At 69.5% G+C, this 26,871-nt stretch carries 27 protein-coding genes and 1 pseudogene; 15 read left to right on the top strand and 13 right to left on the bottom strand.

Going from position 1 to position 26,871, the window contains the following annotated elements; translation table 11 throughout:
- The 4 genes and pseudogenes from VF542_RS14995 to VF542_RS14980 all read left to right on the top strand — a co-directional run.
- Positions 1–253: pseudogene (locus tag VF542_RS14995) on the top strand (ACP S-malonyltransferase); the annotation flags it as partial.
- Positions 253–1,221: a beta-ketoacyl-ACP synthase III gene (locus tag VF542_RS14990; protein ID WP_408652507.1), complete on the top strand. Its 969-nt coding sequence runs from the start codon at positions 253–255 to the stop codon at positions 1,219–1,221. The pseudogene VF542_RS14995 and the gene VF542_RS14990, both read left to right, overlap by 1 nt.
- Positions 1,222–1,415: 194 nt before the next feature.
- Positions 1,416–1,661 (top strand): acyl carrier protein, encoded by a 246-nt coding sequence (locus VF542_RS14985; RefSeq protein ID WP_408652506.1) that lies wholly within the window; start codon positions 1,416–1,418, stop codon positions 1,659–1,661.
- A gap of 83 nt (positions 1,662–1,744) precedes the next feature.
- Positions 1,745–2,998, top strand: a complete 1,254-nt coding sequence (locus tag VF542_RS14980) for a beta-ketoacyl-[acyl-carrier-protein] synthase family protein (RefSeq protein WP_408652505.1) — start codon at positions 1,745–1,747, stop codon at positions 2,996–2,998.
- 299 nt (positions 2,999–3,297) lie between these two features.
- On the opposite strand, the gene VF542_RS14975 is transcribed toward VF542_RS14980, so the two are convergent.
- Together VF542_RS14975 and VF542_RS14970 are read right to left on the bottom strand one after the other, a co-directional pair.
- Positions 3,298–3,810: a DUF3145 domain-containing protein gene (locus VF542_RS14975; protein ID WP_408652504.1), complete on the bottom strand. Its 513-nt coding sequence runs from the start codon at positions 3,808–3,810 to the stop codon at positions 3,298–3,300.
- A gap of 301 nt (positions 3,811–4,111) precedes the next feature.
- Positions 4,112–4,375, bottom strand: coding sequence for a DUF5302 domain-containing protein (locus VF542_RS14970; protein WP_408652503.1), 264 nt, complete (start codon positions 4,373–4,375; stop codon positions 4,112–4,114).
- A gap of 154 nt (positions 4,376–4,529) precedes the next feature.
- Here VF542_RS14970 and VF542_RS14965 point away from each other — a divergent pair, with 154 nt between their 5' ends.
- The 3 genes from VF542_RS14965 to VF542_RS14955 all read left to right on the top strand — a co-directional run bounded on the left by VF542_RS14965 (position 4,530) and on the right by VF542_RS14955 (position 8,815).
- The gene (locus VF542_RS14965; protein WP_408652502.1) at positions 4,530–5,708 is read left to right on the top strand and encodes a thiolase family protein; all 1,179 of its coding nucleotides are present in this window, start codon (positions 4,530–4,532) and stop codon (positions 5,706–5,708) included.
- Positions 5,709–5,768: 60 nt separating this feature from the next.
- Positions 5,769–7,991, top strand: a complete 2,223-nt coding sequence (locus VF542_RS14960; protein WP_408652501.1) for a putative bifunctional diguanylate cyclase/phosphodiesterase — start codon at positions 5,769–5,771, stop codon at positions 7,989–7,991.
- 71 nt (positions 7,992–8,062) lie between these two features.
- A complete protein-coding gene (locus tag VF542_RS14955; protein WP_408652500.1) occupies positions 8,063–8,815 on the top strand; it encodes an ArsR/SmtB family transcription factor in 753 nt (250 codons plus the stop codon).
- A gap of 48 nt (positions 8,816–8,863) precedes the next feature.
- Here VF542_RS14955 and VF542_RS14950 read toward each other — a convergent pair whose 3' ends face one another.
- The 3 genes from VF542_RS14950 to VF542_RS14940 are packed head-to-tail and all read right to left on the bottom strand — an operon-like array spanning position 8,864 to position 11,934.
- Positions 8,864–10,114 (bottom strand): ATP-grasp domain-containing protein, encoded by a 1,251-nt coding sequence (locus VF542_RS14950; protein ID WP_408652499.1) that lies wholly within the window; start codon positions 10,112–10,114, stop codon positions 8,864–8,866.
- Between the two features lie 18 nt (positions 10,115–10,132).
- Positions 10,133–10,873 (bottom strand): esterase family protein, encoded by a 741-nt coding sequence (locus VF542_RS14945; protein ID WP_408652498.1) that lies wholly within the window; start codon positions 10,871–10,873, stop codon positions 10,133–10,135.
- A complete protein-coding gene (locus VF542_RS14940) occupies positions 10,873–11,934 on the bottom strand; it encodes an alpha/beta hydrolase (protein WP_408652497.1) in 1,062 nt (353 codons plus the stop codon). The genes VF542_RS14945 and VF542_RS14940 overlap by 1 nt, the downstream gene beginning before the upstream one ends.
- 173 nt (positions 11,935–12,107) lie before the next feature.
- On the opposite strand from VF542_RS14940, the gene VF542_RS14935 reads away from it, so the two are divergent.
- The 4 genes from VF542_RS14935 to VF542_RS14920 all read left to right on the top strand — a co-directional run bounded on the left by VF542_RS14935 (position 12,108) and on the right by VF542_RS14920 (position 16,343).
- A complete protein-coding gene (locus VF542_RS14935; RefSeq protein WP_408652496.1) occupies positions 12,108–13,586 on the top strand; it encodes a glutamate-cysteine ligase family protein in 1,479 nt (492 codons plus the stop codon).
- 262 nt (positions 13,587–13,848) lie between these two features.
- Positions 13,849–15,528 (top strand): sodium:solute symporter family protein, encoded by a 1,680-nt coding sequence (locus tag VF542_RS14930; RefSeq protein ID WP_408652495.1) that lies wholly within the window; start codon positions 13,849–13,851, stop codon positions 15,526–15,528.
- A gap of 9 nt (positions 15,529–15,537) precedes the next feature.
- Complete coding sequence (locus VF542_RS14925) at positions 15,538–15,858, top strand: hypothetical protein (protein WP_408652494.1); 321 nt, start codon at positions 15,538–15,540, stop codon at positions 15,856–15,858.
- Positions 15,855–16,343, top strand: a complete 489-nt coding sequence (locus tag VF542_RS14920) for a universal stress protein (RefSeq protein WP_408652493.1) — start codon at positions 15,855–15,857, stop codon at positions 16,341–16,343. Before VF542_RS14925 ends, VF542_RS14920 begins: the two co-directional genes overlap by 4 nt.
- 22 nt (positions 16,344–16,365) lie before the next feature.
- On the opposite strand, the gene VF542_RS14915 is transcribed toward VF542_RS14920, so the two are convergent.
- Positions 16,366–16,569 (bottom strand): DUF7455 domain-containing protein, encoded by a 204-nt coding sequence (locus VF542_RS14915; RefSeq protein WP_408652492.1) that lies wholly within the window; start codon positions 16,567–16,569, stop codon positions 16,366–16,368.
- An 85-nt stretch (positions 16,570–16,654) separates the two neighbouring features.
- Positions 16,655–17,683, bottom strand: coding sequence for an NADP-dependent oxidoreductase (locus VF542_RS14910; protein ID WP_408652491.1), 1,029 nt, complete (start codon positions 17,681–17,683; stop codon positions 16,655–16,657).
- A 279-nt stretch (positions 17,684–17,962) separates the two neighbouring features.
- On the opposite strand from VF542_RS14910, the gene VF542_RS14905 reads away from it, so the two are divergent.
- Complete coding sequence (locus VF542_RS14905) at positions 17,963–18,385, top strand: hypothetical protein (RefSeq protein WP_408652490.1); 423 nt, start codon at positions 17,963–17,965, stop codon at positions 18,383–18,385.
- A gap of 61 nt (positions 18,386–18,446) precedes the next feature.
- Here VF542_RS14905 and VF542_RS14900 read toward each other — a convergent pair whose 3' ends face one another.
- The 3 genes from VF542_RS14900 to VF542_RS14890 all read right to left on the bottom strand — a co-directional run bounded on the left by VF542_RS14900 (position 18,447) and on the right by VF542_RS14890 (position 20,920).
- Positions 18,447–19,010, bottom strand: coding sequence for an FKBP-type peptidyl-prolyl cis-trans isomerase (locus VF542_RS14900; protein WP_408652489.1), 564 nt, complete (start codon positions 19,008–19,010; stop codon positions 18,447–18,449).
- Between the two features lie 61 nt (positions 19,011–19,071).
- A complete protein-coding gene (locus VF542_RS14895) occupies positions 19,072–20,172 on the bottom strand; it encodes a carboxylate-amine ligase (RefSeq protein WP_408652488.1) in 1,101 nt (366 codons plus the stop codon).
- Positions 20,173–20,221: 49 nt separating this feature from the next.
- The gene (locus VF542_RS14890) at positions 20,222–20,920 is read right to left on the bottom strand and encodes a hypothetical protein (RefSeq protein WP_408652487.1); all 699 of its coding nucleotides are present in this window, start codon (positions 20,918–20,920) and stop codon (positions 20,222–20,224) included.
- A 209-nt stretch (positions 20,921–21,129) separates the two neighbouring features.
- Between VF542_RS14890 and VF542_RS14885 the strand changes: the two genes are divergently transcribed.
- A complete protein-coding gene (locus VF542_RS14885) occupies positions 21,130–21,822 on the top strand; it encodes a DedA family protein (RefSeq protein WP_408652486.1) in 693 nt (230 codons plus the stop codon).
- A gap of 17 nt (positions 21,823–21,839) precedes the next feature.
- On the opposite strand, the gene VF542_RS14880 is transcribed toward VF542_RS14885, so the two are convergent.
- Positions 21,840–22,979 (bottom strand): YihY/virulence factor BrkB family protein, encoded by a 1,140-nt coding sequence (locus VF542_RS14880; protein ID WP_408652485.1) that lies wholly within the window; start codon positions 22,977–22,979, stop codon positions 21,840–21,842.
- Positions 22,976–23,728 (bottom strand): uracil-DNA glycosylase, encoded by a 753-nt coding sequence (locus VF542_RS14875; protein ID WP_408652484.1) that lies wholly within the window; start codon positions 23,726–23,728, stop codon positions 22,976–22,978. Before VF542_RS14875 ends, VF542_RS14880 begins: the two co-directional genes overlap by 4 nt.
- 419 nt (positions 23,729–24,147) lie before the next feature.
- On the opposite strand from VF542_RS14875, the gene VF542_RS14870 reads away from it, so the two are divergent.
- Both VF542_RS14870 and VF542_RS14865 read left to right on the top strand, forming a co-directional pair.
- A complete protein-coding gene (locus VF542_RS14870) occupies positions 24,148–24,618 on the top strand; it encodes a hypothetical protein (protein WP_408652483.1) in 471 nt (156 codons plus the stop codon).
- Positions 24,615–25,790 carry a zinc-dependent alcohol dehydrogenase gene (locus tag VF542_RS14865; protein ID WP_408652482.1) on the top strand — a complete coding sequence of 392 codons (1,176 nt, stop codon included), beginning with the start codon at positions 24,615–24,617 and terminating at the stop codon, positions 25,788–25,790. Before VF542_RS14870 ends, VF542_RS14865 begins: the two co-directional genes overlap by 4 nt.
- A 7-nt stretch (positions 25,791–25,797) precedes the next feature.
- Here the strand turns inward: VF542_RS14865 and VF542_RS14860 are convergent.
- On the bottom strand, positions 25,798–26,871 hold a 1,074-nt coding region (locus VF542_RS14860; RefSeq protein ID WP_408652481.1), incomplete at its 5' end, for an LPXTG cell wall anchor domain-containing protein.

The raw sequence follows: 26,871 nt of genomic DNA, 5'->3' as shown, positions 1-26,871 counted from the left end.
CTGGGATCTGTGCCTGGACACCCTGCGAACCCTCGGCGTCACCGGAATCATCGAACTGGCACCCGCCGGCACCCTCACCGGAATCGCCCGCCGGGAGCTGCCCGGCGTGCAACTGGTGGCCGTCAAGACACCGGCGAACCTGGAAGCGGCACAACTACTGCTCGCTGAACACCCAGCCCCCCAGCAGGACTCACGGGCTGCCACCTCACCCAGCGACCAGCCGGTCGCCCAACTCGCCACCGGGATGTCCTGATGAACGTGCGACTCACCACCCCTCCCCCGTCGGTAGGCAGCCGGGTGGCCGGGCTCGGTCATTACCAGCCACCCACGGTCCTGACCAACGACGACCTGGTCGCCATGGGGGTCAACACCAACGACGAGTGGGTCCAGAGCCGGGTCGGCATCGCCGAGCGCCGGTTCGCGATGGACGAGACGATGCTCGACATGGCGGTCGCCGCGGCCAGCAAGGCGATGGCGAACTCCGGGACCAGCTCCACCGAGGTGGACCTGGTGATCCTGGCAACCTGTACCGGCAAGCAGCAGGTGCCCGGCGGCGCCGCCGAGCTCGCCAGCCGGCTGGGCATCTACTCACCGGGCGCCTATGACATCAACGCCGCCTGCGCCGGCTTCGTCTATGCACTGAACGCCGCCTCGAACGCGGTGACCACCGGCCAGGCCCGCACCGTTCTGGTGGTGGGTTCGGAGAAGCTGACCGACTACGTCGACCTGATGGACCGGGGCACCGGGATCATCTTCGCCGACGGGGCCGGCGCCGCGGTCGTGACCGCCAGCGAGTCGGTCGGCATCGGTCCGGTGGTCTGGGGCTCCGACGGCGACAACGCGGGCGCGATCACCACCGACCCCGAGACCGCCACCTTGCGCCAGGAGGGCCAATCGGTGTTCCGCTGGGCTACCTCGAAGATGGGCGACGTCGCCCTGCAGGCCTGCGCCGCGGCCGGGCTGAAGGCGTCGGAGCTGGCCGGTTTCGTGCCGCACCAGGCTAATCTGCGGATCATCGACCTGATCGCCAAGAAGCTGAACGCCCCGAACGTGGTGGTTGCCCGCGACATCATCACCTCCGGCAACACCTCCTCGGCCTCGATCCCGATCGCGCTGTCGAAGATGCTGGAGCGTGGCGAGATCGCCAGCGGCGCGCCCGTCCTGCTGGTCGGCTTCGGCGCCGGCCTGACCTACGCGGGCCAGGTCATCCTGGCTCCCTAGCACTTCGGTGCGGGCCCGCTCGAAAGAGCGTGAGTCCGCTCGATGTACCGCCAGAACTGATGACGGCCGTTCCCGGCCGGCAAGAGCTACCGCGGCCCAGCCGTGGTCAGTATGTCCGCACGGCGCCGTTTCCCAGTCGGGGCCCGGCGATCCAACCGAAGGCATGCCCTTCGAGGCAGAGAGGTAGAGCACCTGTGGCAACGAACGAAGAGATTCTGGCCGGCATGGCTGAGATCCTGAACGAGGTCGCCGATGTCGCCCCCGACGACGTGACCGTCGACAAGTCCTTCACCGACGACCTGGACGTCGACTCGCTGTCCATGGTCGAGGTTGCGATGGCGGCTGAGGAGCGGTTCGGCGTCAAGATCCCGGACGAGGAGCTGCCCAAGCTCAAGACCGTCGGCGACGCCGTCAACTACATCAGCGCCAACCCCAGCTGACCCCGGCCGGACCAGCTCCCCGGCGACCCGCAGTAGAGACCTGATCCGCCAAACCCAGACGTACTCAGAAGAGGAAGCCAACGATGACCGAGACCGTGCTGAACACCAGCGACCCCGTGGTGGTGACCGGGCTCGGCGCGACCACTCCGCTCGGCGGCGATGTCCCCTCCTACTGGAACGGGCTGCTGACCGGGACGTCCGGCGTGGTGGCTCTGCCCTACGACTGGGCCGAGACGATCGCGGTCCGGATCGGCGCCCCGATGGCCGTCGACCCGGCCCAGGTCCTGCCCCGGGTGCAGGCCCGCCGGCTGGACCGGGCCGAGCAGGCAGCCCTGGTCGCCTCGGCGCAGGCCTGGGAGGACGCCGGCTTCACGGGCACCGCGGAGGAGAACGGCCTTGACCCGGCCCGGGTCGCGGTCGCCATCGGGACCGGTATCGGCGGCGTGACCAGCCTGATCCACCAGCACGACATCCTGCTGGAGAAGGGGCCGGGCAGGGTCTCGCCGCTGATGATCCCGATGAACATGCCGAACGGGCCGGCGGCCTACGTCGGGCTGCAGGTGGGGGCCCGGGCCGGCGTCTACACCCCGGTCAGCGCCTGTGCTTCCGGCGCCGAGGCCATTGCCTACGGCCTGGACCTGCTGCAGCTGGACCGGGCAGACCTGGTGGTGGTCGGTGGCACCGAGGCCTGCATCCATCCGCTGACCATCTCCGGCTTCGCCCAGATGCGAGCGATGTCGACCCGCAATGACGATCCCGAGCGGGCCTCCCGTCCCTATGACAAGAACCGGGACGGCTTCGTGCTCGGCGAGGGCGCCGGCGTGCTGGTGCTCGAACGGCTGTCCTCGGCCGTGGCCCGCGGTCGGCAGCCGTACGCGGTGCTCGGCGGGGCCGGCATCACCGCCGACTCCTACGACATCGTCCAGCCCGACCCGAAGGGCACCGGCCAGGTCCGGGCCGCCCAGTCCGCGATCCGGCGTTCCGGCGTGGCGCTGTCCGACGTCGTGCACGTCAATGCCCATGCCACCTCGACCCCGGCCGGCGACATGGCCGAGGCCCGCTGGATCGCCGCCCTGCTCGGTGAGCAGACCGTGGTCACGGGTACCAAGTCGATGACCGGCCACCTGCTCGGCGCCTCCGGTGCGATCGAGGCGATCGCCACGGTGCTGAGCGTGGTGAACGACGTGGTGCCGCCGACCATCAACCTCGACGACCCCGAGGACGGCCTCGCCGTGGACGTGCCGACCAAGGCGCGCGACATGGTCGTGACAGCCGCGCTGAATGACTCCTTCGGCTTCGGAGGCCACAACACCGCGCTGCTGTTCCACAAGCTCTGAGGTAGCGCCCCGCGAGGGCGCCGATCGTTGGCCTCGTAGCAGGGCTAGCGCGCCGATCGTTGGCCTCGTAGCAGGGCTAGCGCGCCGATCGGTGGCCCCGTAGCAGGGCTAGGGCGCCGATCGTTGGCCCCGTAGCAGGGCTAGCACGCCGATCGTTGGCCCCGTAGCAGGGCTAGGGCGCCGATCGTTGGCCCCGTAGCAGGGCGACCCGCCGGGCCAGCTGCAGCACGGGGGCCAACGATCAGACGCCAGCTGCGCTTCAGACGACCTCGTGGCTCCTCAGACGACCTCGTGACTCCTCAGACGACCTTGTGCAGCAGAACGACCGGTGACCCGTCGCCGGCCGCCCGGTAGGGCTCGAGTTCGGCGTCCCAGGACGAGCCCAGGATCTCGTGCAGTCCGTGGGCGAACTCGTCGGCCGAGGTGGCCCGGCTGAGCAGCCCGCGCAGCCGCTCCTCGCCCACCACGATGTCACCGTTGGCCGAGACCGCGCTGCGGTGAAAGCCGCGGCCCGGTACGTAGGCCAGCCGTTCGCCGTCGGTCGAGCCGGTGCCCTCCTCGGTGACCTCGAACCGAAGCATCGGCCACGCGCGCAACGACGCCGACAGCCGAGCGGCCATGCCCACCGGGCCGACCCAGGTGGCCTCGGCGCGCAGCTGGCCGGCCGCGGCGGGCTGGGCGGTCCACTGCAGCTTGCAGGGTCGGCCGAGTACGCCAGCCAGTGCCCATTCGACATGGGGACCGATGGCGGGCGGGCAGCAGTGGATGAACACCACACCCCGCGTGGATGACGCCACATGAGCAGCAGACATCGCGCACCTCCGCAACTTCGACTCGACGGCAACGTCTTCCCCAAGCGCAGCCGTCTGACGTTAAGCGGTGGTACGTAGGTGGCTATTGTGACCCATGATGCCACCCGGGCGCCAGCTGATACGCCAATTAGTTCATAACGGTCTCAGGCGCGCCGTACTGACGCCGCGATGACCCAGCCGCGGTCGACTGACCCAGCCGCGGTCGACTGACTAGACGCCATCTACCCAGCAGCGTGACTCAGCCGCGATCGACCCAGCCGCGGTCGACTGAACTCAGCCGCCATCTACCCAGCAGCGCGGCTCAGCCACCGCTCTTGCGGCGGAACTGGCGCTTGCCGCCGGCCCGGGTGTGCACGTCGCGGATCTTGGCCGCGTTGGGTCCGCTGCCACCCACGCCGTCGGCGTGCTGGCTCTTCTTGCGCTGCAAGGCATCGCGGAACCGGGCCTTGACGTCTGCCGGGTCAGCATCCGGTGCTGCCCCGGCCGAGCCGGTGGACTCGGCTTCGCCGGGCACCTTGCCCGACGAGGCGGCGGGGTCGGGACTGGGGTTCTGTTCGGCGGCCATGACACCAGCCTGTCATGGCACTCAACCCAGTTCACCACCGAGTGCCCAAGACCAGCCAGCTGGGGGCGGACCAGCGGGTCGCCCGGCGGCCCGAGCGCCTCGACGTGACCTGGCGGACACTCCGGCCAGCCGCCGGCCAGGGCAAAATGGAGGGATGAGCGATGTTTACATCCTGGACGCGGTCCGGACCCCGATCGGGCGCTACAACGGTGCGCTGGGCGGCATCCGGCCGGACGACCTGGCGGCGCACGTGATCCGGTCGCTGGTCCAGCGATCACCCGAGCTGGACCCGGCCCGGCTCGACGACGTCTTCTTCGGCAACGCCAACGGTGCCGGGGAGGACAACCGGGACGTCGCACGGATGGCCTCGCTGCTGGCCGGGCTGCCGACCTCGGTGCCCGGGGTGACCCTGAACCGGCTGTGCGGATCCGGCATGGAGGCGCTGATCGCGGCCAACCGGGCCGTCGCGGTCGGCGACGCGACGCTTGCCGTCGCAGGTGGTGTCGAGTCGATGACCCGGGCGCCGTGGGTGCTCCCCAAGCCGTCCAAGGGCTTTCCGGCGGGCTCGGAGACGCTGCACTCCACCACGCTGGGCTGGCGGATGGTCAACCCCGCGATGCCCGGCGACTGGACGGTCTCGCTCGGTGAGTGCACCGAACTGCTGGCCGAGAAGTACGGCATCACCCGGCAGGCCCAGGACGAATACGCCCTGGCCAGCCACCAGAAGGCCGCCGCCGGCTGGGATGCCGGCGCGTACGCGGCCGAGGTGGTCGGCTATCCCGGCGTCGACCTCAGCCGGGACGAGAGCATCCGTGCCGACAGTTCGCTGGCGGCGCTGGCCAAGCTGGCCCCGGCATTCCGGCCCGACGGCACGGTGACCGCAGGCAATTCCAGTCCCCTCAACGACGGGGCCGCGGCGCTGCTGATCGGCGACGAAGCCGGCGCGCGGGCCGCCGGCCGGCAGCCGCTGGCCCGGATAGTGTCACGGGCCGTGGCCGCCGTCGAGCCGCAGTTCTTCGGGATCGGCCCGGTGGAGGCGGCCCGGACGGCGCTGAGCCGGGCCGGCATCGGCTGGGGCGACCTGGCGATGGTGGAGCTGAACGAGGCTTTCGCCGCCCAAACGCTGGCATGCCTCGCCGACTGGCCCCAGCTCGACCCGGCGATCGTGAACATCCACGGTGGCGCCATCGCCCTCGGCCATCCGCTCGGCAGCTCCGGCGCCCGGGTGGTCTCACACCTGGCGCACCAGTTGCGGGCGGTCGGCGGCGGCTACGGGCTGGCCGCCATCTGCATCGGTGTCGGCCAGGGTCTCGCCGTCGTCCTGCATGCCTGACGCTGGCCTCTAGCCACTGGCCGGGTGGTTTGTCCGTGCGGCATGTGTGAAACTGCCATGATGCAATTGGGGTCGCCGAGGGTCAGCAACCTGCGCCGGTCATGGCTGGAGCGGCTGCTCGCCGTCGTGCGCGAACTCGGTGCGATCAGCGACATCGACCAGACCTTGAACCGGATCGCCGAAGCGACCGTGGAATTCCTGGACTTCGGCGCAGCTGCCATCAACGTGGTGGACGCCGACAACCTGGTGGTGCGCGCGGTTGCCGGTCCACCCGACATCCGGCAGCTGCTCGGCCGCAGCAGCCCGGTGCGGTACTGGCAGGACCTGCTGGACGCTGCTGAGCCGTGGGGTTCGTTGCGGTTCTTCGGCCACGACCAGGACCGCCGGGTGATCGGCCGGATCGCCACCTGGACCAGCAGCAGGACCGCCGTCGGGACCCAGCCGGGCAGCTGGCATCCCGAAGACAGCCTGTTCGCACCGCTGTTCGCAGCCGACGGCGCGTTGCTGGGCGTGCTGAGCGTCGACCAGCCGGCCAGCGGGCAGCTGCCCGATCTCGAACAGCGAACGATGCTGGAGCTGTTCGCCAACCAGGCCGCGGTGGCGATCGCGGAGTCCCGGGCGCGCGATCGCGCCGAGGCTCGCCGCTGGGAGGCCGAGCATCGCTGGCAGGTCACCTTCGAGCGAAGTCCGATCGGAGCGGCCATCCTCAGCGAGAGCGGCGAGCTGCTCCAGGTCAACGAGTCGCTGGTGCAGATGCTCGGCTACCCGCGCGAGGTGCTGCTGCAGCGCCGCCTGTCCCAGCTGACCCATCCCGATGACGTCGACCCGGGCACCGCGGCCTTCGGCGAGCTGCTGGACGGCTCGCAGGAAAGCTACGAGAGCCAGAAGCGGCTCCTGCACGCCGATGGCCACGTGGTGTTCGGCCTGCTGCACGTCGGCGTCATCCGCAACTCCGCGGGTGGGATCCAGAGCATCGTCGCCCAGATCAACGACATCACCCAGCGCACGCGCGCCGAGGACCGGCTCGCGCACCGGGCGATGCACGACCCGCTCACCGAGCTGCCGAACCGGACGCTGCTGGAGGAGTTGCTGGCCGGTTACCTCGACGCCGGCCGGCCGGCCGGTGTGCTCTACTGCGACCTGGATCGCTTCAAGATCGTCAATGACAGTCTCGGGCACGAGGCCGGCGATGAGTTGCTGCTGGTGCTCTCCCACCGGTTGCGCGATGCGCTGCCCGCCGGGGTCACCCTCGGCCGGGTCGGCGGCGACGAGTTCGTGGCGCTGGCACCGGACGAGGACGACCCGTACCGGCTCCATCAGCTTGCCCAGCGGCTGACCTCGGCGCTGGAGCAGCCGCTGGTCATCCGCGGGCACCTGCACACGGCGAGCCTGAGCATCGGGATCACGGTCAGCGGCACCGGTCACGACCATCCTGACGAGGTGCTGCGCGAGGCCGACCTCGCCCTGTTGCGCGCCAAGCGCCGGGGCCGGGCCCGGATCGAGATGTATGACCCGACGCAGGACAAGGCCGGCACCCTGCACGAGCTGGAGCTGGAGCACTCGCTGCGCAGCGCGCTGGCCGACAACCGCGGGCTGGTGCCCTACTTCCAGCCGATCGTCGACCTGCTGGACAACGCCGCGGTCGGATACGAGGCCCTGGTCCGGTGGGAGCACGCCGAGCAAGGCCTGCTCGATCCGGACGACTTCCTGCCGATGGCCGAGCAGACCGGCCTGATCGTCCCGCTCGGCTGGTGGATGCTGGCTACCTGCTGCCTGGCCGCCGGGGACCGCCGGCTGACCGGCGGCGGCGCCCGGTGGGTCGCGGTGAATGCTTCGGGCAGCCAGCTGGGCAGGGGGCAACTGGTGCCGGAGATCCGGCGCGGGCTGGCTGCCGGCGGCCTGGCTCCTGACCAGCTGCACCTGGAGATCACTGAAAGCGCCCTGGTGGAGGCCTCACCGGCCGCCATCAAGGAGGTGCGCGAGGTGGCCGACCTCGGCGTCCGGATCGCGCTGGACGACTTCGGGACCGGGTACTCCTCGCTGTCGCTGCTGCGCGACCTGCCGGTGTCGACGGTCAAGATCGACCGCAGCTTCGTCGCTCCGATCGCCTCGGACCGCAGCGCACGGGCGATCGTGCGCAGCGTGATCGCGCTGTGCCAGGAGCTGGAGATCACCACCGTCGCCGAGGGCATCGAGACCCAGGAGCAGCTGACCTCGGTCCGGACGCTGGGATGCGACCACGGCCAGGGCTACCTGCTGGGCCGCCCGCTGCCACTGGACTGATCGCCGACCACGGCCCCGCCCTGCCATTGCCGTCCTTGACAGGTGACCAAATGGTCACCTATCTTTCAGGGGTGGACGAGGTATTCAGGGCGCTCGCCGATCCGACCCGGCGCAGCCTCTTGGACGAGCTGTTCCGCGAGGACGGCCAGACCCTCAACGCGCTGGTGGCGCGCTTCGAACTGACCCGCTTCGGCGTGATGAAACACCTGAAGCTGCTGGAAGAAGCGGGCCTGGTTCTCACCAGGCGCCACGGCCGGGAGAAGTTGCACTTCCTGAATCCCGTCCCGATCCGGCTCGTCCACGACCGGTGGGTGAGCAAGTACGCCGAGCCGTGGACCGCGGCCCTCAGCGAGCTCAAGCGACGATTGGAGACTCCGATGGAAAAGGTGTTCGAGATCTACATCCGCACCACGCCGGAACGGCTGTGGGAGGCGATCACCGACGGCGAGATCAGGAGCAAGTACAACTTCGGCGTCACGATCGACTGTGACTGGAAGGTCGGCTCCCGGTTCCAGCAGAGCAGCCCGAAGGCCGACGGCCCGCTCGGCGAGGGCGAGATCCTCGAGGTCGACCCGCCGCGCCGGCTGGTGCAGACCATGCGCGCGCTCTGGAGCGATGACGTGCGGAGCGAGGGCACCTCCCGGGTCACCTGGGAGATCGAACCGGTAGGGGACTCCTGCCGGCTGGTGGTGACGCACGACCAGCTGCGCGAGGGCGCCAACGAGCAGATCTACGGCGGCTGGCCGATGATCCTGTCCGGGCTCAAGACCTGGCTGGAGACCGGCGAGGTGCTGACGACGCCCGGGTCCCTGATGTACGCCTGAGCGGGTACGCCTGCTGAGCGCCCCGCACCGCCGGGTCGTCCCGCTCGCTCAGGAGGCGGCTTGCTGGTCGGCCACCCAGGCGCCCAGCAGGCCGCGGTAGTGGGCGATGAAGTGGTCGTGCTCGTGGGCCGGGAAGGTGGAGCGGACCGTCTCCACCAGCAGTTGGTCGAAGTCCGGCCCGGCCACCCACTCGAGCACGACCTGGTCCAGGTTCGCCAGCCTGCTGGCACAGAACTCCTGGTAGCGCTCGACGTCGAAGTAGTCGTCGGCCAGCTGCCGGTAGAGGGCCAGCTTGTCGGGATAGGACAGCTCCTGGCGGTCGGCGATGTCGAAGTAGCGCCGGGTGTCGAGGTCGTAGCGGGGCCGGCGCCCGGTCACCGTGCAGAACACCGACCACTTCACCAGTGCCTTCATGGCCCACGGGAAGTAGTAGTGCAGGCTGGTCAGGGCGACGTCCGGGCAGGCGTTGGCGTAGTCGATCGGATAGACGTCGTCGCCCTTGATCAGCGTTTCGCAGGAGTTGAACTCCCAGCGGAAGAAGGCATTGACCAGCCGGCCGATGGTGAGCACCTCATCGCCGACCTCGGGGGTCAGGAAGTTGTGGCTGACCGAGTAGCGGGCGTGCATGGGCTGGCCCGGGTCGAAGTTCATCACCATGGTCTCGGCGCCGATGGACAGGCTGCGGGCGAAGATGTCGTAGCCGTCGACCGCCTTCTGCAGGTGCATCAACCGCTGGCCGGACTGGTCGTAGGCCTCGTGCAGCTGCTGCCGGTCGCGGATCTGGCTGACCCCGACCCAGGCGCCGCCGTCGTAGGGCTTCATGAACATCGGGTAGCCGATGTTCTCGGCGATCACGTCGAGATCGAAGGCCTTGTTGTAGCGAGCGGCGGTGTAGGCGTACTTGGCGTTCTCCGGCGGGTTCTTGTACGGCACCAGGACGGTCTCGGGCACCTTCAGCCCGAGCCGCATCATCGCGCAGTACGCGGCGTGTTTCTCCATGCTCTGGAAGGTGAACGGGCTGTTGAGCAGGTAGACGTCGTCCATCAGCGCGGCCTTCTTCAACCACTCGCGAGGGACGTAGTACCAGTAGGCCAACCGGTCGATCACCAGGTCGTAGCGCGGCCGGTACCGCAGGTCGAAGGGGTCGATGGTGACCCGCTCGACGTCGAAGTGGTGCTGTTGCTCGGCATTCGCGCCGGAGGAGACCGGCCCCATCCGCCGCACGATGGACTCGAACGCGGTCGGCCAGTCCTCTTCGGTACCGAGCAGCAGGCCCAGCAGGTGCGTCGTCTCCGTCATGGAAGAGATCATGCTCCTTCAGCAGAATCGGGGTAGGTGATGTGCCAGTTGGGCGCGCCAGGACGGCCAGTCGTGCGGCACGTCGAAGCCCCACACGTCGAGTTCGTGCCGGATACCCTTCGCCGCGAGCCGGGCGGCGAAGGCCCGCGCGCTGGGCAGTGACTGGGTGGGGTGCACCTCCCAGGCGCCCTGGCCGACCACCAGCAGCAGGTTGACCTGGTTGCGCAGCCAGTTCAGGTGATCACCCTCGAGGTTGGCGACGTAGGCCATCGGGTTGTTGAAGTAGGTCTGCTCGCCCACTTCGCCCCAGGAGTTCCAGGTGGTCGGGTCGTAGTTGCCCGACAGGCACAGCGCCAGCGGGAACAGATCGGCTCGCTTGAGCGCGAAGTTGGCCGCGTGGAAGGCGCCCATGCTGCAGCCGGCGGTGAGGAATTCCGAGGCACCGCCGCTGTCCTGCGACATCCACGGAACCACCTCCTGGTGTATCCAGGACTCGAAACCGCCATGCCGCCAGGCCCGTTCCTCGGTCGGCACGCTCGTGTCCGACCAGCTGTAGGCATCACCGCTGTCGACGCAGTAGAACTTGACCCGGCCGGCCTCGACCAGGTCGGCGACGGCGGCCAGCATCCCGTTGTTCTCGAAGTCATGGGCGCTGCCGCGTTCGGAGGCGAAGACCAGCACCGGGCGCCCGTAATGCCCGTGCGCCACCACCGTGCCGCTGAAGTAGCGGCCGGACAGGTACACCTGCTGCCGCCTCATCAGCCCGCCACCGTCTGGATGAGCTCGGCCAGGTGCGGATCGAAGGCATCGCGCCAGGCCGTGTAGTTGTGCACGTCACGGACCTCGGCGAACTCCACCGGATAGCCCAGCCGGCGCAGCGCCGAGGCCATCGCCTGGTTGTTGGCCATGTTCTCCTCGATGATTCCGCAGGTCATGCTCACCGGCAGCGGATGTGGATCGGCGACTGCCTGGGCCACCTCGCGAACGAACCTGGTGACCGGGCCGAACCGGGCGAACCGCCGTTCGTGGGCGTCCAGTTCCGGATCGAAGAAGCTACCGGACTGCAGGAACAGGCCGCCGAAGGAATCCGGGAACAGCCGGTGGATGTGCAGCATCGCCAGCGCTCCGAGGCTCGCCCCGGCACCGATCCGCACGGTGCTCGGCGCCTGTTCGGCCAGCGCCGGCAGCACCTCGCCGGCCACCGCCCGGGCATAGGACGGGTTGACCGCGTACCACCGGTTGCGGTCCCCCGGCGCCAGCAGCGCCACCCGTAGCGGCGGTAACCGGCCGGCCTGGATCAGCGCGCCGGTGAAGGCGGTCAACCCGGCCAGCGAGTCGTACTCCGGGCCGTCGTGAGCGACCAGCAGCGGCGCCGGCTCGTCGGCGGCCAGCGCCTCGGCCGACCACAACCGGCCACGGACCGTGCTGCCCAACTGGCGGCTGCCGATCGCCAGGTCGGTGACCGTCGCCGGCGCCACCGGCAGGTCCAGCCAGGCCGGGCGCCGGTAGCCGGGAAACTCGATCACCGACTTGTCGCCGAACGCCCCGCCGACCCGGAACGGATTCCCCGGATCCGGAATGGTCTCCCGGCCCTCGTTCGGATGGCGCAGCTCCAGCAGGTACTCCATCCGGTCCACCGCCGGGCGCTGCACCCGCAGCGTCCACCAGCCGCGCCGGTAGCTGAAATCGAGCCGGTCCCCGGGGATCCGGATGTCCTGGGCGAGCCGGACACCTCGCAACCGGGCATGCCGGTCCTGAAGCCGCAGCGTGACGCCGAGGGCGTCCACGACCGGGCCAGCCGGGGTCGCGATGGTAGTCATCACCTCAAGACCCTAGCGCCGCCACCGGCGAGCGGCCCGGCCAGGACGGCGCCCCGGCCAGACCTCGGCCCCGACCTCGATCCGCGGCCTCCGCGAGGCTCGCCTCGACCTCGACCGGCGATCTCTGCAAAGCTGTAGTGCAGTCGCTTCGACTAGCAAGGAGGTGCCTCGGCATGGGTGACGACGTCGACAGCATTGAGTTCACTCGGCAGGACCGGCAGTGCTACCGCGAGAAGGTCCGGCGCTGTCTGGATGTCTTCGCCCGGATGCTCACGGAGTCCAAGTTCGACTTCGAGCGACCGATGACCGGCCTGGAGATCGAGTTCAACCTCATCGGAGCCAACCACGACCCGGCGATGCGCAACGCGGCGGTGCTGCAGGCGATCGCCAATCCGGACTTCCAGACCGAACTCGGCCAGTTCAACATCGAGATCAACGTCCCTCCGCGAGGCCTGGCGGGGCTGTCGCTGCGCGAGCTGGAAACGGCCTTGCGGGCCAGCCTCAACGACGCCGAGGAGCGCTCGCGCACCCAGGGCGCGCACATCGTGATGATCGGCATCCTGCCCACGCTCACGGCGGCCGACCTGACCTCTGACGCGCTGAGCGCCAATGCCCGCTACGCGTTGCTCAACCAGCAGATCTTCGCCGCCCGCGGTGAGGACCTGCACATCGCCATCGACGGCCTGGAACGACTGTCGACCTATGCCGACACCATCGCGCCCGAAGCGGCCTGCACCAGCGTCCAGTTCCACCTGCAGGTCAGCCCGCAGGCCTATGCCAACAACTGGAACGCCGCGCAGAGCATCGCCGGGGTCCAGCTGGCGCTGGGTGCCAACTCGCCCTTCCTGTTCGGCAAGGAACTCTGGCGCGAGACCCGGATCGCGCTGTTCGAGCAGGCCACCGACACCCGGCCGGCCGAGCTGAAGTCCCAGGGCGTCCGGCCTCGGGTCTGGTTCGGCGAACGCTGGATCAATTCGATCTTCGACCAGTTCGAGGAGAACGTCACCTACTTCCCGGCGCTGCTGCCGATCTGTGAGGACGAGGAGCCCGCCGAAGTGCTCGACCGCGGTGACACGCCGCGGCTGCAGGAGCTGCGGATGCACAACGGCACGGTCTACCGGTGGAACCGGCCGGTCTATGACGTCTTCCGCGGCAAGCCACACCTGCGGGTGGAGAACCGGGTGCTGCCGGCCGGGCCGACCGTGGTCGACATCCTGGCCAACGGCGCCTTCTACTACGGCGTGCTGCGGGTGCTCGCCGAGGAGGACCGCCCGATCTGGACCAGGCTCTCCTTCGCCGCCGCCGAGGACAACTTCTACGCCGGTGCCCGGCACGGCATCAATGCCCACATCTACTGGCCGGGCCTGGGTGAGGTGCCGGCCACCGAGCTGGTGCTGCGCAGGCTGCTGCCGATGGCGTACGAGGGCTTGGACCGCTGGGGCATGGACCCGGGAGTGCGGGACCGGCTGCTGGGCATCATCGAGCAGCGCTGCACCAGCCACGTCAACGGAGCGGAGTGGCAGGCCGAGACCTTCCACCGGATCGATGACGAGAAGCGGCCCCTGGACCGCCGGGATTCGCTGCGCGAGATGCTCGGGCGCTACGTCGAGCACATGCACAGCAACGAGCCGGTGCACACCTGGTCGGACTGAGCGGTCGGGCAGCGGCCACCGCGACACGAGCCATCCGACCAGGCCCCCCTGTTTTGCAAACAGCGGCCGTCTGAGTACGTTCGCAGGGAGGCTGAACCGGCAGCCTGGTTCGGGCGCGCTGATCACGGCCACCCGGCGGGGCCGGTTCCGGCTCGCTGGGGCCCGCCTCTCATCTCCCACCCGAACGAGATCCCGCTGTGCCGACCGGCGCCATGATGCGCCTGCGCAGCCAGATCGCGGCGTCTAGGAGAGGTCGGCCCCTGTGCTTCGACTCGATGTGAACCTATTCGACTACACCATCCTGGCGATCTACTTCATCCTCGTGGTGGGCATCGGCGTGATGGCCAGGCGGGCAGTCGCCACCAGCGAGGACTTCCTGCTCTCGGGCCGATCGTTGCCCGCCTGGGTCACCGGCCTGGCCTTCATCTCGGCGAACCTGGGCGCGATCGAGATCCTCGGCATGGCAGCCAACGGCGCCCAGTACGGCATGTCGACGCTGCACTTCTACTGGATCGGCGCCGTGCCGGCGATGGTGTTCCTGGGCGTGGTGATGATGCCGTTCTACTACGGCTCCCGGGTCCGCACCGTTCCTGAATTCCTGCTGCGCCGGTTCAATCCCGCCACCCACCTGTTCAACGCGCTCAGCTTCGCCGCGGCCGCGGTGCTCACCGCCGGGGTCAACCTCTACGCCCTGGCGCTGGTCATCAACGCCCTGATCGGCTGGCCGACCTGGTTCTCGATCGTGATCTCGGCGCTCTTCGTGCTCGCCTACATCACCCTCGGCGGGCTGTCGGGCGCCATCTACAACGAGGTGCTGCAGTTCTTCGTCATCGTGGCCGGGCTCGTCCCGCTGGTGATCATCGGCCTGGACAACGTCGGTGGCTACAGCGGGCTCAAGGAGAAGGTCACCCATACGGCGCTGGGCCCGAACTCGTTCTCGACCTGGGCGGGCACCAACGTCGGGCACTGGAGCAACCCGCTGGGCGACTGGATCGGCATCGTGATGGGCCTCGGGTTCGTGCTCTCGTTCGGGTACTGGACGACCAACTTCGCCGAGGTGCAGCGCGCGCTGTCGGCCAAGGACCTGTCCGCCGCCCAGCGCACGCCACTGATCGGCGCGTTCCCGAAGATCTTCATCCCGGCGCTCACCATCCTGCCCGGCCTGATCGCGCTGGTGCTGATCCCCAACCTGGGCAAGACCGAGGACCTGACCTACAACGACGCGATCCCGTTGCTGATGAACCGGTTCCTGCCCAACGGCACGCTCGGAGTCGCGCTGGCCGGCCTGCTCGCCGCGTTCATGGCTGGCATGGCCGCCAATGTCAGCTCGTTCAACACCGTGTTCACCTATGACATCTGGCAGACCTACATCGTCAAGGGCCGCCGCGACAGCTACTACCTGCGAGTCGGCCGGGTGGTCACCGTGGCCGGCATCCTGGTCGGCATCGGAACGGCCTTCATCGCCAGCGGCTACAGCAACATCATGAACTACATCCAGCTGCTGTTCTCCTACTTCAACGCACCGCTGTTCGCGACGTTCATCATCGCCATGTTCTGGAAGCGAACGACGCCGTGGGCGGGCTTCTGGGGGCTGCTCGCGGGCACCCTGGGCGCCGGCGTGATGCACTTCGCCGGTTACCACATCGCCTACTTCTACAAGGGTGGGGTGTTCGACCCGACCCACTCGACCATCAACGCGCAGATGCTGAACTTCTACGGCGCGATCACCGCGTTCATGGCCGACCTGATCGTCACGGTCGCGGTCACCCTGGTTACCCGGCCGAAACCGGTGCACGAGCTGGCCGGCCTGGTATGGGGCGTGCACGATCCGAACGCGCCTGATCCGGACTCGGTCCCCAAACCGGCCTGGTGGGCCTCCCCCAAGCTGCTGGCCGCTGTCGCGATCGGCATCGTCATCGTCCTGTCCATCATCTTCGCCTGAGAGGCAGCCATGTCCGAGAACCATTCAGGTGCCACCTCAGCCTCCCAGGCGGCTTCGGTCGAGCCGGACGCCCCGCAGTCCGCGGCGTCCAAGCTGTTCGACATCCGGCTGCTGATCGGCGGGCTGTTCACCCTGTACGGCTTGATGCTCACCGTCGCCGGATTCTTCACCTCCGACGCCGACCTGAAGAAGGCCAGTGACATAAACATCAATCTCTGGCTCGGTCTCGGGATGCTGGCGCTGGGATTGCTGTTCCTGCTGTGGCGCCAGGTGAACCCGTTGCGGATCGAGCCGCACGCAGTCGACCCGCGCGCCCAGGACCGGGCATGACCAGCCCGACCGCGGTGATCGTGGTCGGTGTCGACGGTTCCGACACCAGCCGGGACGCGGTGCGCTGGTCGCTGAGCCAGGCCGCGTTGACCGGCGCCGAGCTACGCGCGGTGTCGAGCTGGCGCTGGCCCAACTACCTCACCCGGGTCCCGCCCGGGGTGGACCTGGCCGCGGAGACGGCCGAGGTTCTCGACGAGGTCATCGACGGCGTGCTGGCCGAGAACCCGGAGGCGGCCAAGACCGTGGAAGTGACCAGGCACGTCGTGGAGGGCCCGGCCGGGCCTGCCCTGCTGACCCAGTCCCACGGTGCCACGCTGCTGGTGGTGGGCGCCCGGGGCCGGGCGGCGTTTCCGGGCATGCTGCTCGGTTCGGTTGCCGAGTACTGCGTCCGGGAGGGGACCTGCCCGGTGGTGGTCGTGCGGGTGGCGGCTCCACCCCTCACCGGCCCGGCACCGGACCCGGCCGGCGGAGCGGCTGCGACCTAGCGGTCAGCCGAACGGCCGCGGCCTAGCGGGTCGGCCGCTCGTCGCGCACCACAGCTGCCGCGCCGGCGCGCAGCGCTGCCTCGTTCACCCCGTAGTGATGGGCGCACCACAGCAGGGTGCCGCCGCTGCGCATGACGGTCACCACCACGGCGCGCGCCGCGCACCGGTCGCAGCGGTCGGCCGCGGTCAGCGCAAAGCTGCCTCGTTGTTCGACGTAAGTCTTCATGTCTGGCTCCTGACTGGCGTACAGGGGATTCGGATCGGCAGCGGCGGGCGGATTGGCTGGGGTCAACGTGGCATCGGCGCTCCGCTCAGGCCGGATCCGGCGCGAGCCGGACGACCATCTTGCCGGTGTTGGCGCCCTGCAACATGCCGATGAAGGCCGGCACCGCTCGATCCAGCCCGTCCACGACCGTTTCGCGGACGACCAGGTCGCCTGAGGTCAACCAGCCCGTGACCGCCTCGCGGAACTCCGAGCGCAGGTGCTGGTGGTCGCTGACCAGGAAGCCGCGCAGGGTCAACCGCTTGACGATCGTCAGGGCGAGATTGGCAGGGGCGACCGGCAGATCGGTGCTGTTGTAGAGGGAGATGGCCCCGCACAGCGCAACCCTGCCGTGCACCGTCAGCGAAGAGATGGCGGCCTCCAGATGCTCGCCCCCCACATTGTCGAAGTACACATCGATTCCCTCGGGCGCGGCCTGCCGCAGCAGTTCGCGGACCGGTCCGTCGTGGTAGTCGAAAGCCGCGTCGACGCCGAGTTCCTCGGTCAGGAAGCGCACCTTGGCAGGGGATCCGGCGCTGCCCACCACGCGGGCGGCGCCACGGAGCCGGGCGAACTGGCCGACCAGGCTGCCGACCGCACCGGCCGCGCCCGAGACGAACACCGACTCCCCGGGGCTGAACCCGGCCACCTCGAACAGGCCGGCGTAGGCCGTCAGACCAGGCATGCCCAGTACCCCCAGGTAACTGGAGGACGACAGCCCTGCCACCAGCTCGACCCGCTCGGCCTGCCGGGCCGGCACCAGCGCGTACTCCCGCCACCCGAGCCCGTGCAGCACCAGGCTGCCTACCGGCAACTCGGCGGCCTCGGAGGCGATGACCTCGCCGACCGCGCCGCCGTCGGCCGGCTGGTCGAGTTGCCACGGTGGCGCGTAGGACGGCACGTCATCCATCCGGCCGCGCATGTAGGGATCCACCGACATCACCAGGTTGCGTACCAGCACCTGGCCGGGGCCCGGCTCGGGAACCTCGGTGCTCACGATCCGGAAGTCGGTGTCGACCGGCTCGCCACGCGGGCGCGCGGCCAGCTGGATTTCGCAGGATCTCCAAGCCACTGTCATTGCCTCCTGGTTATGGCGCGAAAGCACCAGCATGCCGCACTGCGAGCGGCCGGTGGCGAGGTGTGCAGTGGTGAGGTAGTGGATGGAGGGGTGAGGGCGAGTCTAGGAAGCGGCGCGCTCCCGGTTCATCGCGGAATTGCCTGATAGGGCAACCGCGCGTCGGGCGATGCCCTGAAGCAGTGCTCGGCATATGGGGTCTGGGCAATAACCCGGTCGGCGGCCTGAGCACGCCGTGGCACTCTGAGCACCACTCGCGCCCCCGACCCGCAGGAGCCTGCCTTGTTCTCAGCTGCCAACATCCGACGCGCGCCGGGCCGGGTTGCCGCCGGTTCGCTGATCCTGCATTCCGGGCGGCTCAAGTACCAGGGCGATGCCATGTTCGCCCAGGGCGTGCACGCCGTGTTCTGCGGAACCTACCCGCGTCTCAAGGCTGTTCCGCCGACTGTCCTGCTGAAGGCGCTAGGGATCATGGAGATGACCGTCGGCAGCGTGTTGCTGCTGCCGCTGTTCGGCGCGAGGTTCGCGGGCAGCGTGCTGACCGGCTACTCCGCCACCCTGCTCGGCATGTACCTGCGCACCCCCGGCCTGCACGACAGCCGCGGGTTGCCGACCCTGGCAGGAACCGCGTTCGCCAAGGACGCCTGGCTGACCGCGATCGGCACCTCGCTGGTACTGGATGCCGCGACCTCGACGAAGGCATAGGAAGGCATAGGAAGGCAAGCCCTCTCGGTAACGACATTCCACCGCAGCTGATCGCGAGTGGCTACTTCACCGCCACCAGGTCCACCACGAACGCGATCGGCGCGTTCGGCGGGATGCTGCCATCCGGGGTACCGGCCCGCCCATAGCCCAGCGCGGCGGGCAGGATCATGATGCGGCGTCCGCCGACCTTCATCGGCTGGGTTCCCGAGGCGCCGGCAATGCCTTGCCGGAACCCGGCCGGCATGGCCTGCTGCAGCGGGAAGCTGACGGCGCCGCCGTGATCCCAGGAGGCGTCGAACTGCTTGCCATCGGCATAGCGGAGGCCGACGTACTGCACGGTGACGGTGGAGCTCGGCGTGGCGGCCGTCCCGGTACCGGCCACCACGTCCTTGACCAGGAGCGCCGCGGGTGCGGTCGCCGACCTCGCGGTCACCTTCGGCTTGGCGGTCAGGTCGGCGGCGCTGTCGAGAGCGATCCCGTTGAAACTCACCTGCGCCGGTGCGGTGGAAGAAGCCGACGAACTGACCGTCGAGGGCACCGCGGCCGGCGACTTGGTGCTGGAGCAGCCGGCCGCCATCACCGCTGACGCGCCCAGTGCCACCGCGGCTGCCGCCAGCCTGGTCACCACACCACTCCCGTCCTTCGCCGCTCGGCCATGATCCCCAGGGTAGTTGAGCGCTCGGCGCTCACCCGTCCAGCGTGCGGGCGGCAGCGTCGGACACCACGTCTTCCAGGCTGCTCCGGGCCGCGAAGGACGCCCGCTGGTGATCGGCGCCGGTTCCGCCGGCCCGCAACCGGGCAAGGCCCTCGGCCACCAGCTGCTCGTCACCGCACCGGCGCAGGGCCGGGCCCAGCTGCTCGGTGAGCTCGTGCACCAGCTGCCAGGCGGGGACCGGCTTGCCGGTGCGCGGGTCCACCAGCTCGGTGGACACGCCCGACCGGGCCGCTCGCCAGGACGCCACCCGCAACAGGCTGGTACGGATGGGCCGAACCGGTTCCCCGGCGCGCCAGCGACCGGCCATCGTCTCGACCAGCGCCCGGGCCAGTGCCGCCAGCAGCACCGCATCCCGGACGTCGGTGCAGACGTCGGCTACCCGGATCTCCACCGTCGGGTAGCGCGCCGACAGCCGGGCGTCGAAATAGATCATGCCCTCATCGAGGATCGTTCCCGATTCCAGCAGCTCGGCCACGGTGGCGTCATAGGAGGCCTCGTCGCCGAACACCTCGGTCGGCCCGGCGGTCGGCCAACGGCCCCACAGCACGCTGCGAAAACTCTGGTAGCCGGTGTCCTGGCCCTGCCAGAACGGCGAGTTCACCGACAGCGCGGTGAGCACCGGCAGCCAGCCACGCAGCTGGTCCAGCACCCCGACACCCTCGGCGCGGGAGTCGATGCCGACGTGCACGTGCTGGCCACAGGCCAACTGCTGGCGTGCCAGCAGCCCGAACTCGTCGGTCATCCGCTCATAACGTGGCGTTGCCGTCACGCGCGGGTTGTGCTTCCAGGGGTTGGTCGCGATGGCGACGACGGTGCTGCCCTCAGCCTCGGCCGCCCGCGCGGCGGCGGTGCGCAGCCGCACCAGCTCGGCCCGCAGCGCTGCCATCGAGGTGCCCGCGGCGGAGCCGATCTCGACCTGCTCCTGCTTCAGCTCGTGTTCCACCGGCGGGTCCCCGCCGGGCTCGGCGCGCCGGGCGTGGTCGACCACCTGGTCAGCGACCGCGGTGGACCGGTGCTGGTGGGTGTCGATGAGCAGCAGCTCTTCCTCGACGCCGACGGTACGGACCTTCACCCCTCCCAGTCTGGCATCACCCGACGGGTGCCGAGCCACCCGCCGGGGGCTAGCCAGTAGCCGCCAGCGCCGCGGAATCGACCTGCGGGCGGTATCCCCCGCGCAATGCCGCCACCGTCGAGGGTGGCGTGATCACCTCGACAGTGCCGGTCCGTGGCCGGGGCAGTGGATCGAGGTAGCCCTGAGGGCTCCAGGGATGGAGGCTGCCGGCCCGCACCAGGCATGGCCGGCCGTCCAGCGCGACGAAGCTCGCCTCCGGCAGTTCCGGCCACCGCATCGGGTGCAGCCGCCGGCGATGGGTGCCGCGCACGATCCGTTCCTGGTGCAACTGGCGGTCCATCTCCTTGGCCAGCGGCACGGTGCCGGCCCGGCCGGTGCCGGCTGCCTTCCGGTCGGCACCGGCCACCCAGGCCGACCGGAAGGCGTTGTAGTCCGCACGCCGGCACAGCGCACACGGCCGATGCCCGGCAGCCAGCGCCACCGCCTCGTCATAGAAGTACAGCACCGTGAAGTGGCCCGGCTGCCATTGCGACAGCCGCCAGTCCTTGTACTGCAATCTGCAGGTGATCCACAGGTCGCTGCGGTGGAACCGGACCACATCGGTGCCCTCGTGCAGGATGCCGCGGTTGCCGAGCCAGGCGCCGCGCTGCTCGATGGCCACGATGTCACCCCACGGAGTGACCCGGTTGCGCATCGGCGCACGGCTGCCGACCGGCCCCGCGGCCGCCTGCCCAGGATGCACCGCCATGCCGCTCCCCCGCGAGCTCCGCCGACTCCCCGACCCCACAAGCCACGATCCGGGCGTGGCGGTCAATGGTGCGCTACGGTCCTCAGCCGGTCAATCGATGGCCACGGCAGGGGCTGCCAGCCCAAGCCGCCGGAGGGCAGGGCAGGCCGGCTGAGCTTAGGCACAGCCGAAGCCGGGGCAGCGAGCCGGAATTCCCGTACCGTGTGCGCATGAGTGTGACCAGCACGATCGTGGAGCCGGTGCTGAACTTTTCCGGTGTGCCGGCCTACGCCCTGGTCGGCGGTCTGGCGTTCGGCGAAGCGGCCCTGTTCTTCGGCTTCCTGCTGCCTGGCGAGACCGCGGTCATCATCGGTGGGGTGCTGGCCTACCAGCATTCGGTGTCACTGACCGTCATGGCGATGGTGGTGGTGGCCGCGGCCATCCTCGGCGACAGCGTCGGCTACGAGGTGGGCAAGCGGTACGGCGGGCGACTGCTGGGCAGCCGGGTCTTCGCCAAGCACCAGGAGGCCATCGCCAACGGCCAGCGCAGCCTGCGCAACTACGGTGGCCGGGCGGTCTTCCTGGGACGGTTCACCGCGTTCCTGCGCGCGGTGATGCCGGGCATGGCGGGCGCGTCGCGGATGCCGTACCGCAAGTTCCTGATCTTCAACGCCTTGGGTGGCATCACCTGGGGGCTGGGCTTCACCATGCTGGGCTATCTGGCCGGTGCCAGTTACCACAAGCTCGAGAACTACGCCGGCAAGGTCAGTCAGGCGATCCTGATCGTGGTGGTGATCGGCGTGGTGATCGTCCTGGTGCGCCGCCATCGGGCCAAGGCTGCCCTGCTGGCAGCCGGTCAGTCGCCGCCGGCGCACGAGAGAACCTCGCCGGACTCCGCAGCGGGACGCGCCGCCGAGAGCTGACCCGCGGGCGAGGAGAGCTAACCTCCGGCGCCGGCTGGGCCTGGCTTGGCCGGTTGATCCGATCCACTCGACGCGGCGGGGGTGCCCGAGTCCGCCGCTCCGGCAGGCTCCGCACCATCGCTGCCCTCCGGCGCACCGGCGGAATCGCCCCGCCCGCTGGGCTCGTCGAAATCCACCTCGACCGTTTCGAACTCTTTGTGCTTCTCGGTCAGCGGATAGGAGGCGTACGCCCGGCGGTCGCCCTCGGTCAGCCGGACGTTATCGGTGAACGGGGTCAGCAGGCTGCGCGGCCACAGCTTCTTGGCCCGCACCACGCTGTACTCGGCGCACATCACGATGACCAGCGCGCCGAGGTAGATCCAGGCGATCGACCCCAGCACCAAACCGAACACACCGTAGGTGGCGCTGGCACCCTTGAGTTCGTGGGCGACGTAGTAGGTGCCGACCACCTGCAACAGCTGCCAGCAGACCGCCGCGGCAAGCGCTCCGCTGCGGACCTGACGCACCGAGACGTGCTCAGCGGTCATCAGCTGGAAGGCCACCACGAAGAGCACGGCATTCACCGCGACCGAGAGCACGGTGGTCAGGACCCTGGCCCCGACCCCGAGGTGGCTGCCGTACGCGCTGGCGCTGGTGCTGAGCCCTGACAGGATCGTGGTGGCGAGCACGCCCGCGCCCAGGAGCAGCAGCAGCAGCAGGCTGATGCCACGCGCCTTGATCACACTCGGGCGGGCGTGGCGCGGCACCGCCCATACCTTGTTCATCGCGTTCTGGCACGCCTGGGCGACGCCGAGGCCGCCGTACAGGCTGCCGAGGATCCCGACCACGAGTCCGAGCACCTTGCCGTGCAACGGGTCGATGTTGGTCCGTAACTGGTCGCCGATCACCGGAAACTGGCTGAGGGCGGAATTGAGCACCTGCAGTTGCAGATGCTCGTTGCCGTGCAGGGCGTAGCCGAGCACGGTGACCAGCAGCAGCAGCAGTGGGAAGAGCGAGAGGAACGCGTAGTAGGTGATCAGCGCCGCCAGCACGTTGCCCTGGTCGTCGATGAACTTGTACAGCACCGCCAGTGGCAGGCCGGCCCACCGGTGCCGCCGCTGGAACCGGTCCAGCGCCGCGGTGATCCGCGACACCGGCTGCGGAAGGTCGTCGGTCACCGGCCGTGCTCCGGTCCCGCAGCTCGCAGCCCGGCGACCTCGGCCGCGGCAGCGAGCACCTGGCACAGCATGGCCGGGGTCAGCCGTCCGGTGAAGGTGTTCTGCTGGCTGACGTGGTAGCAGCCGAACAGGTGCAACTCGGGTCCCGAGTCGGTGGCCGGCAACCGCACCACGGCGCCATGGCCGAACACCGGAAGCGGACGGGGCAGCCGCCAGGACGTCGCCGCCAGCACCGGCAGCAGCGCCTGCCAGCCGAAGCCGCCCAGCACCACCACCGAGCGCAGCGTCGGTCGCAGCAGCTGCAGCTCACGCGCCAGCCATGGCCGGCAGGTGTCTCGCTCGGCCGGCGTGGGCCGGTTCTCCGGCGGCGCGCACCGGACCGGAGCAGTGATCCGCACTCCGCGCAGCCGCATGCCGTCCCCCACCGACACCGAGGTCGCCTGCGAGGCCAGGCCGAGCTCGTGCAGCGCCGCATAGAGCACGTCACCGGAACGGTCGCCGGTGAAGATCCGGCCGGTTCGGTTGCCGCCATGCGCGGCGGGGGCCAGTCCGATGATCATCATCGCCGCATCGGCGGGGCCGAAGCCGGGCACCGGACGTCCCCAGTAATCCCAGTTCCGGAAGGCGGCTCGTTTGACCTCGGCCACCTGCTCACGCCACTGGACCAGTCGCGGGCAGGCTCGGCAACCCGAAACCGCCGCGTCGAGTTCAGTCAGGGACCTGACCTGCCCAGGGTCCTGGGTCGTCATCGATCGATCATATGTGTGCCTCGCCCGCAGCCGGACGCGGCATCATCCGCGCGCTCCGGCCGGTGACGGCGATAACCCGTTCCAAGTGGCACATTTGTAATCGGAGCGACACGCTGGTTGGTAACCCACCTCCAATCCAACATGCGTTCCGGGGGCGAGGATCGGCACAGCTTTCTGGCGGGCACGGTTCAGCAACGCACGATGACGGCAGGAGTGGCGAAGGTGAGAACTCTGGATCCGGCAGCCGCAGGCCCGCGATGCAGCGCCGACCGGCCGACCTTGACGGCGGACCACCGGGCGCGGAGACTCCGGATATCGCTCAGCTCGGACCAGGGCGTCCTGCCGAGCTTGGAGCGCCACTCCGGAGCTGGGCGAATCAGGGATCGGCGACCCTGCGTCGGCCGTCCGGGAGTCAGATCATGAAAGTAGTCGAATTTGCCGTCCGGCTCGGGCTGTCGGCCAGGGCGCTCCGGCGCCGGTCATCTCTCACCTCCGAGCCGACGGCGGAGGAAACGTTTTCCGATCCCTTCCGCTGGCAGACCGTCACCATCCTGGCCGCGCCGCAGGAGATCGCGCGGGACGGCCGGTTGCCCGAGCCATTGGCCGAACTTGCCGAATTCATCGACATCAGGATCGAGCCCGCTCCGGGTGACCGTGGCAGCCAACTGTCGGCGCGCACGAAGCTTGCGCACACACCGGATTCGACGCTCTGGAAAGGAAAGGATCTGTCCCGCCAGGTCCACAGCGCGCTGCGGCATGCCAAGCAGCTCATCGAGGTCGGTGAGGTGCTGAGCGTCGAACCCCAGCCAGCCGGCAAGCGGCGCCAGCCGGCCACCGGCCTGCTGATGGAGCTGACACCCGGGGATGCCGACCAGGAAGGCGTGCTGTGAAGGCGCTGTGCTGGAACGGCGCCGATCAGCTGTCCATCGAAACGGTTCCCGATCCGCAGCTGCTCAACGCCCACGATGCCATCGTCAAGGTGCGGCTGAGTTCGACCTGTGGTTCGGACCTGCATGTGCTGGGTGGTTACCTACCGACCATGCGCCCCGGCGACGTGCTCGGGCACGAGTTCATGGGCGAGGTGGTCGAGGTCGGTTCGGCAGTGACCCGCCGCCGGGTCGGTGACCGGGTGGTGGTCTGCTCATTCATCAGTTGCGGGCACTGCTGGTATTGCCGCAATCAGCTTTTCTCCCTGTGCGACAACGGCAATCCGAATCCGGCACTCCCGGAAAGCCTGTGGGGTCACGCGCCCGCCGGCTGCTACGGCTACTCCCATGCCCTCGGCGGCTTCGCGGGCAGTCACGCCGAGTTCATCCGGGTTCCCTATGCCGATCAGGGGATGTTCCCGATCCCGGACGAGGTCGACGACCTCACCGCGCTGTTCGCCTCCGATGCCGCTCCCAGCGGCTGGATGGGCGCCGAGCTGGGCGGAGTCCAACCCGGCGATGTGGTCGCGGTCTGGGGCGCCGGCGCGGTGGGGCAACTCGCCGCCCGGGCGGCGGAGTTGCTGGGGGCGGCCGAGGTGATCGTGATCGACGGCGTGCCGGAGCGGCTGGAGCAGGCCCGCCAGGTCAGCACGCACGTCATCGACTTCCGCACCAGCGACGTCTCGGCCGAGCTGAACGAGCGGACCGGCGGTCGCGGGCCCGACGTCTGCATCGAAGCGGTCGGGATGGTGGCCGCCAGCCCGTCACCTCCGCTGTACGGCTACGACCAGTTCAAGCAACAGCGCCGGCTGGGCACCGACCGGCCACTGGCCCTGCGCGAGGCGGTCTTCAACTGCCGCAAGGGCGGCAGCATCTTCGTACTCGGCGTGTTCGGCGGCGTAGTCGACAAGTTCCCGTTGGGCGCGATCATGAACAAGGGGCTGACCCTGCGTGGCGCTCAGCAGCACGGCCAACGCTACATCCCGATGCTGCTGGAGCGGATGGCGCGCGGTGAGTTGCAGACGCGACACCTGGCGACCCATGTGATGCCGCTGACCAAGGCGCCGCACGGCTACGACCTGTTCAAGAACCACAAGGACGGCTGCGTCCGGGCGGTGTTCGAGCCAGGTCGGTGAGCCGGTCTCAGCGGCGACGGCGCCGGCCGAGCATCCGCAGTGCCAAGCCCGCCAGCAGCAACAGCAGCGCTACGGCTACCGGCTGCCCGAGCTCGCGCCCGGTCTGGGGCAGCACTCCAGCGCCGGGACCGGGCGCTGAGCCCGGCGGCTGCGAGCCGGCCTGCCCGCCGGTGACGCTGGCGGTCAGAACGGCCCCGTTGCTCGCTACGGCGGTGCCCGGACCGCCGCCACCGGTGACGGTGGCCACGTTGCGGATCAGCGTTCCAGGGATTGCCGAAACCAGGGTCACCAGGGTGATGGCCGAGGCCTCCCCGGCCGGCATCGGGGCGGGATGAGCGCAGCGCACCACCGGCCCGGCAGGGGCGCAGGACCAGCCGCTGCCGGTGGCCGCGGAGTAGCGCAGGCCGGCCGGCAGCGGATCGGTGACGATCACCGGCGCGACGGTGGCATTGCTTGCCTGGTTGGTCACCGTCAGCCGGTAACTGGCGACCCCGTCGACGTAGGAGACCAGTGACTTGCTCAGCCGCAGCGCCACTGACGGAACCACCGGCGCGGTGTCCGCGCCGGTCGCCGGAGCGGAGCCAGGACCGGCGACGGTGGCGGCGTTGGTCACCGCCGGATAGGCGCCGGCCAGCACCTGCACCGACAGGGTCACGCTCGTGCTCGCGGCCACCGCCAGCACGCCGGCGTGATCACAGCTGAGCTCCCCGTCGCTGAACGTGCAGCTCCAACCGGCACCGCTGGCAACCCGGTAACCCAGGCCGGCCGGCAGGGTGTCGGCCAACCGCAGCGGCCCGGGGCTGTCGGTCGGGCCGAGGTTGGTGACGGTGATCAGATAGCTCGCAGGCCGCCCGACCACCAGCTCACCCTGATGTTCGTTGGTGATCGCCAGCCGGGCAGCCGGATCCACCAGCAACCGGTCCGAGGCGGTGGCGCTGCCGGCAAGCGCCGGATCGCCCGAGCGCACGGTGGCGGCGTTGATCACGCCCGGATAGGCCGGCGCGCCGACCATCGCGCTCAGCACCAGGTCGGCGCTGTCGGCGCCCACCGGAACCGGATCACCCAGCTGGCAGCTGACCAG

It is taken from the genome of Jatrophihabitans sp. (assembly GCF_036389215.1).
Taxonomy (GTDB): domain Bacteria; phylum Actinomycetota; class Actinomycetes; order Mycobacteriales; family Jatrophihabitantaceae; genus Jatrophihabitans_A.
Note: the sequence above shows the minus strand (reverse complement) of the source record. Positions and strands in the feature narration are given on the sequence as shown.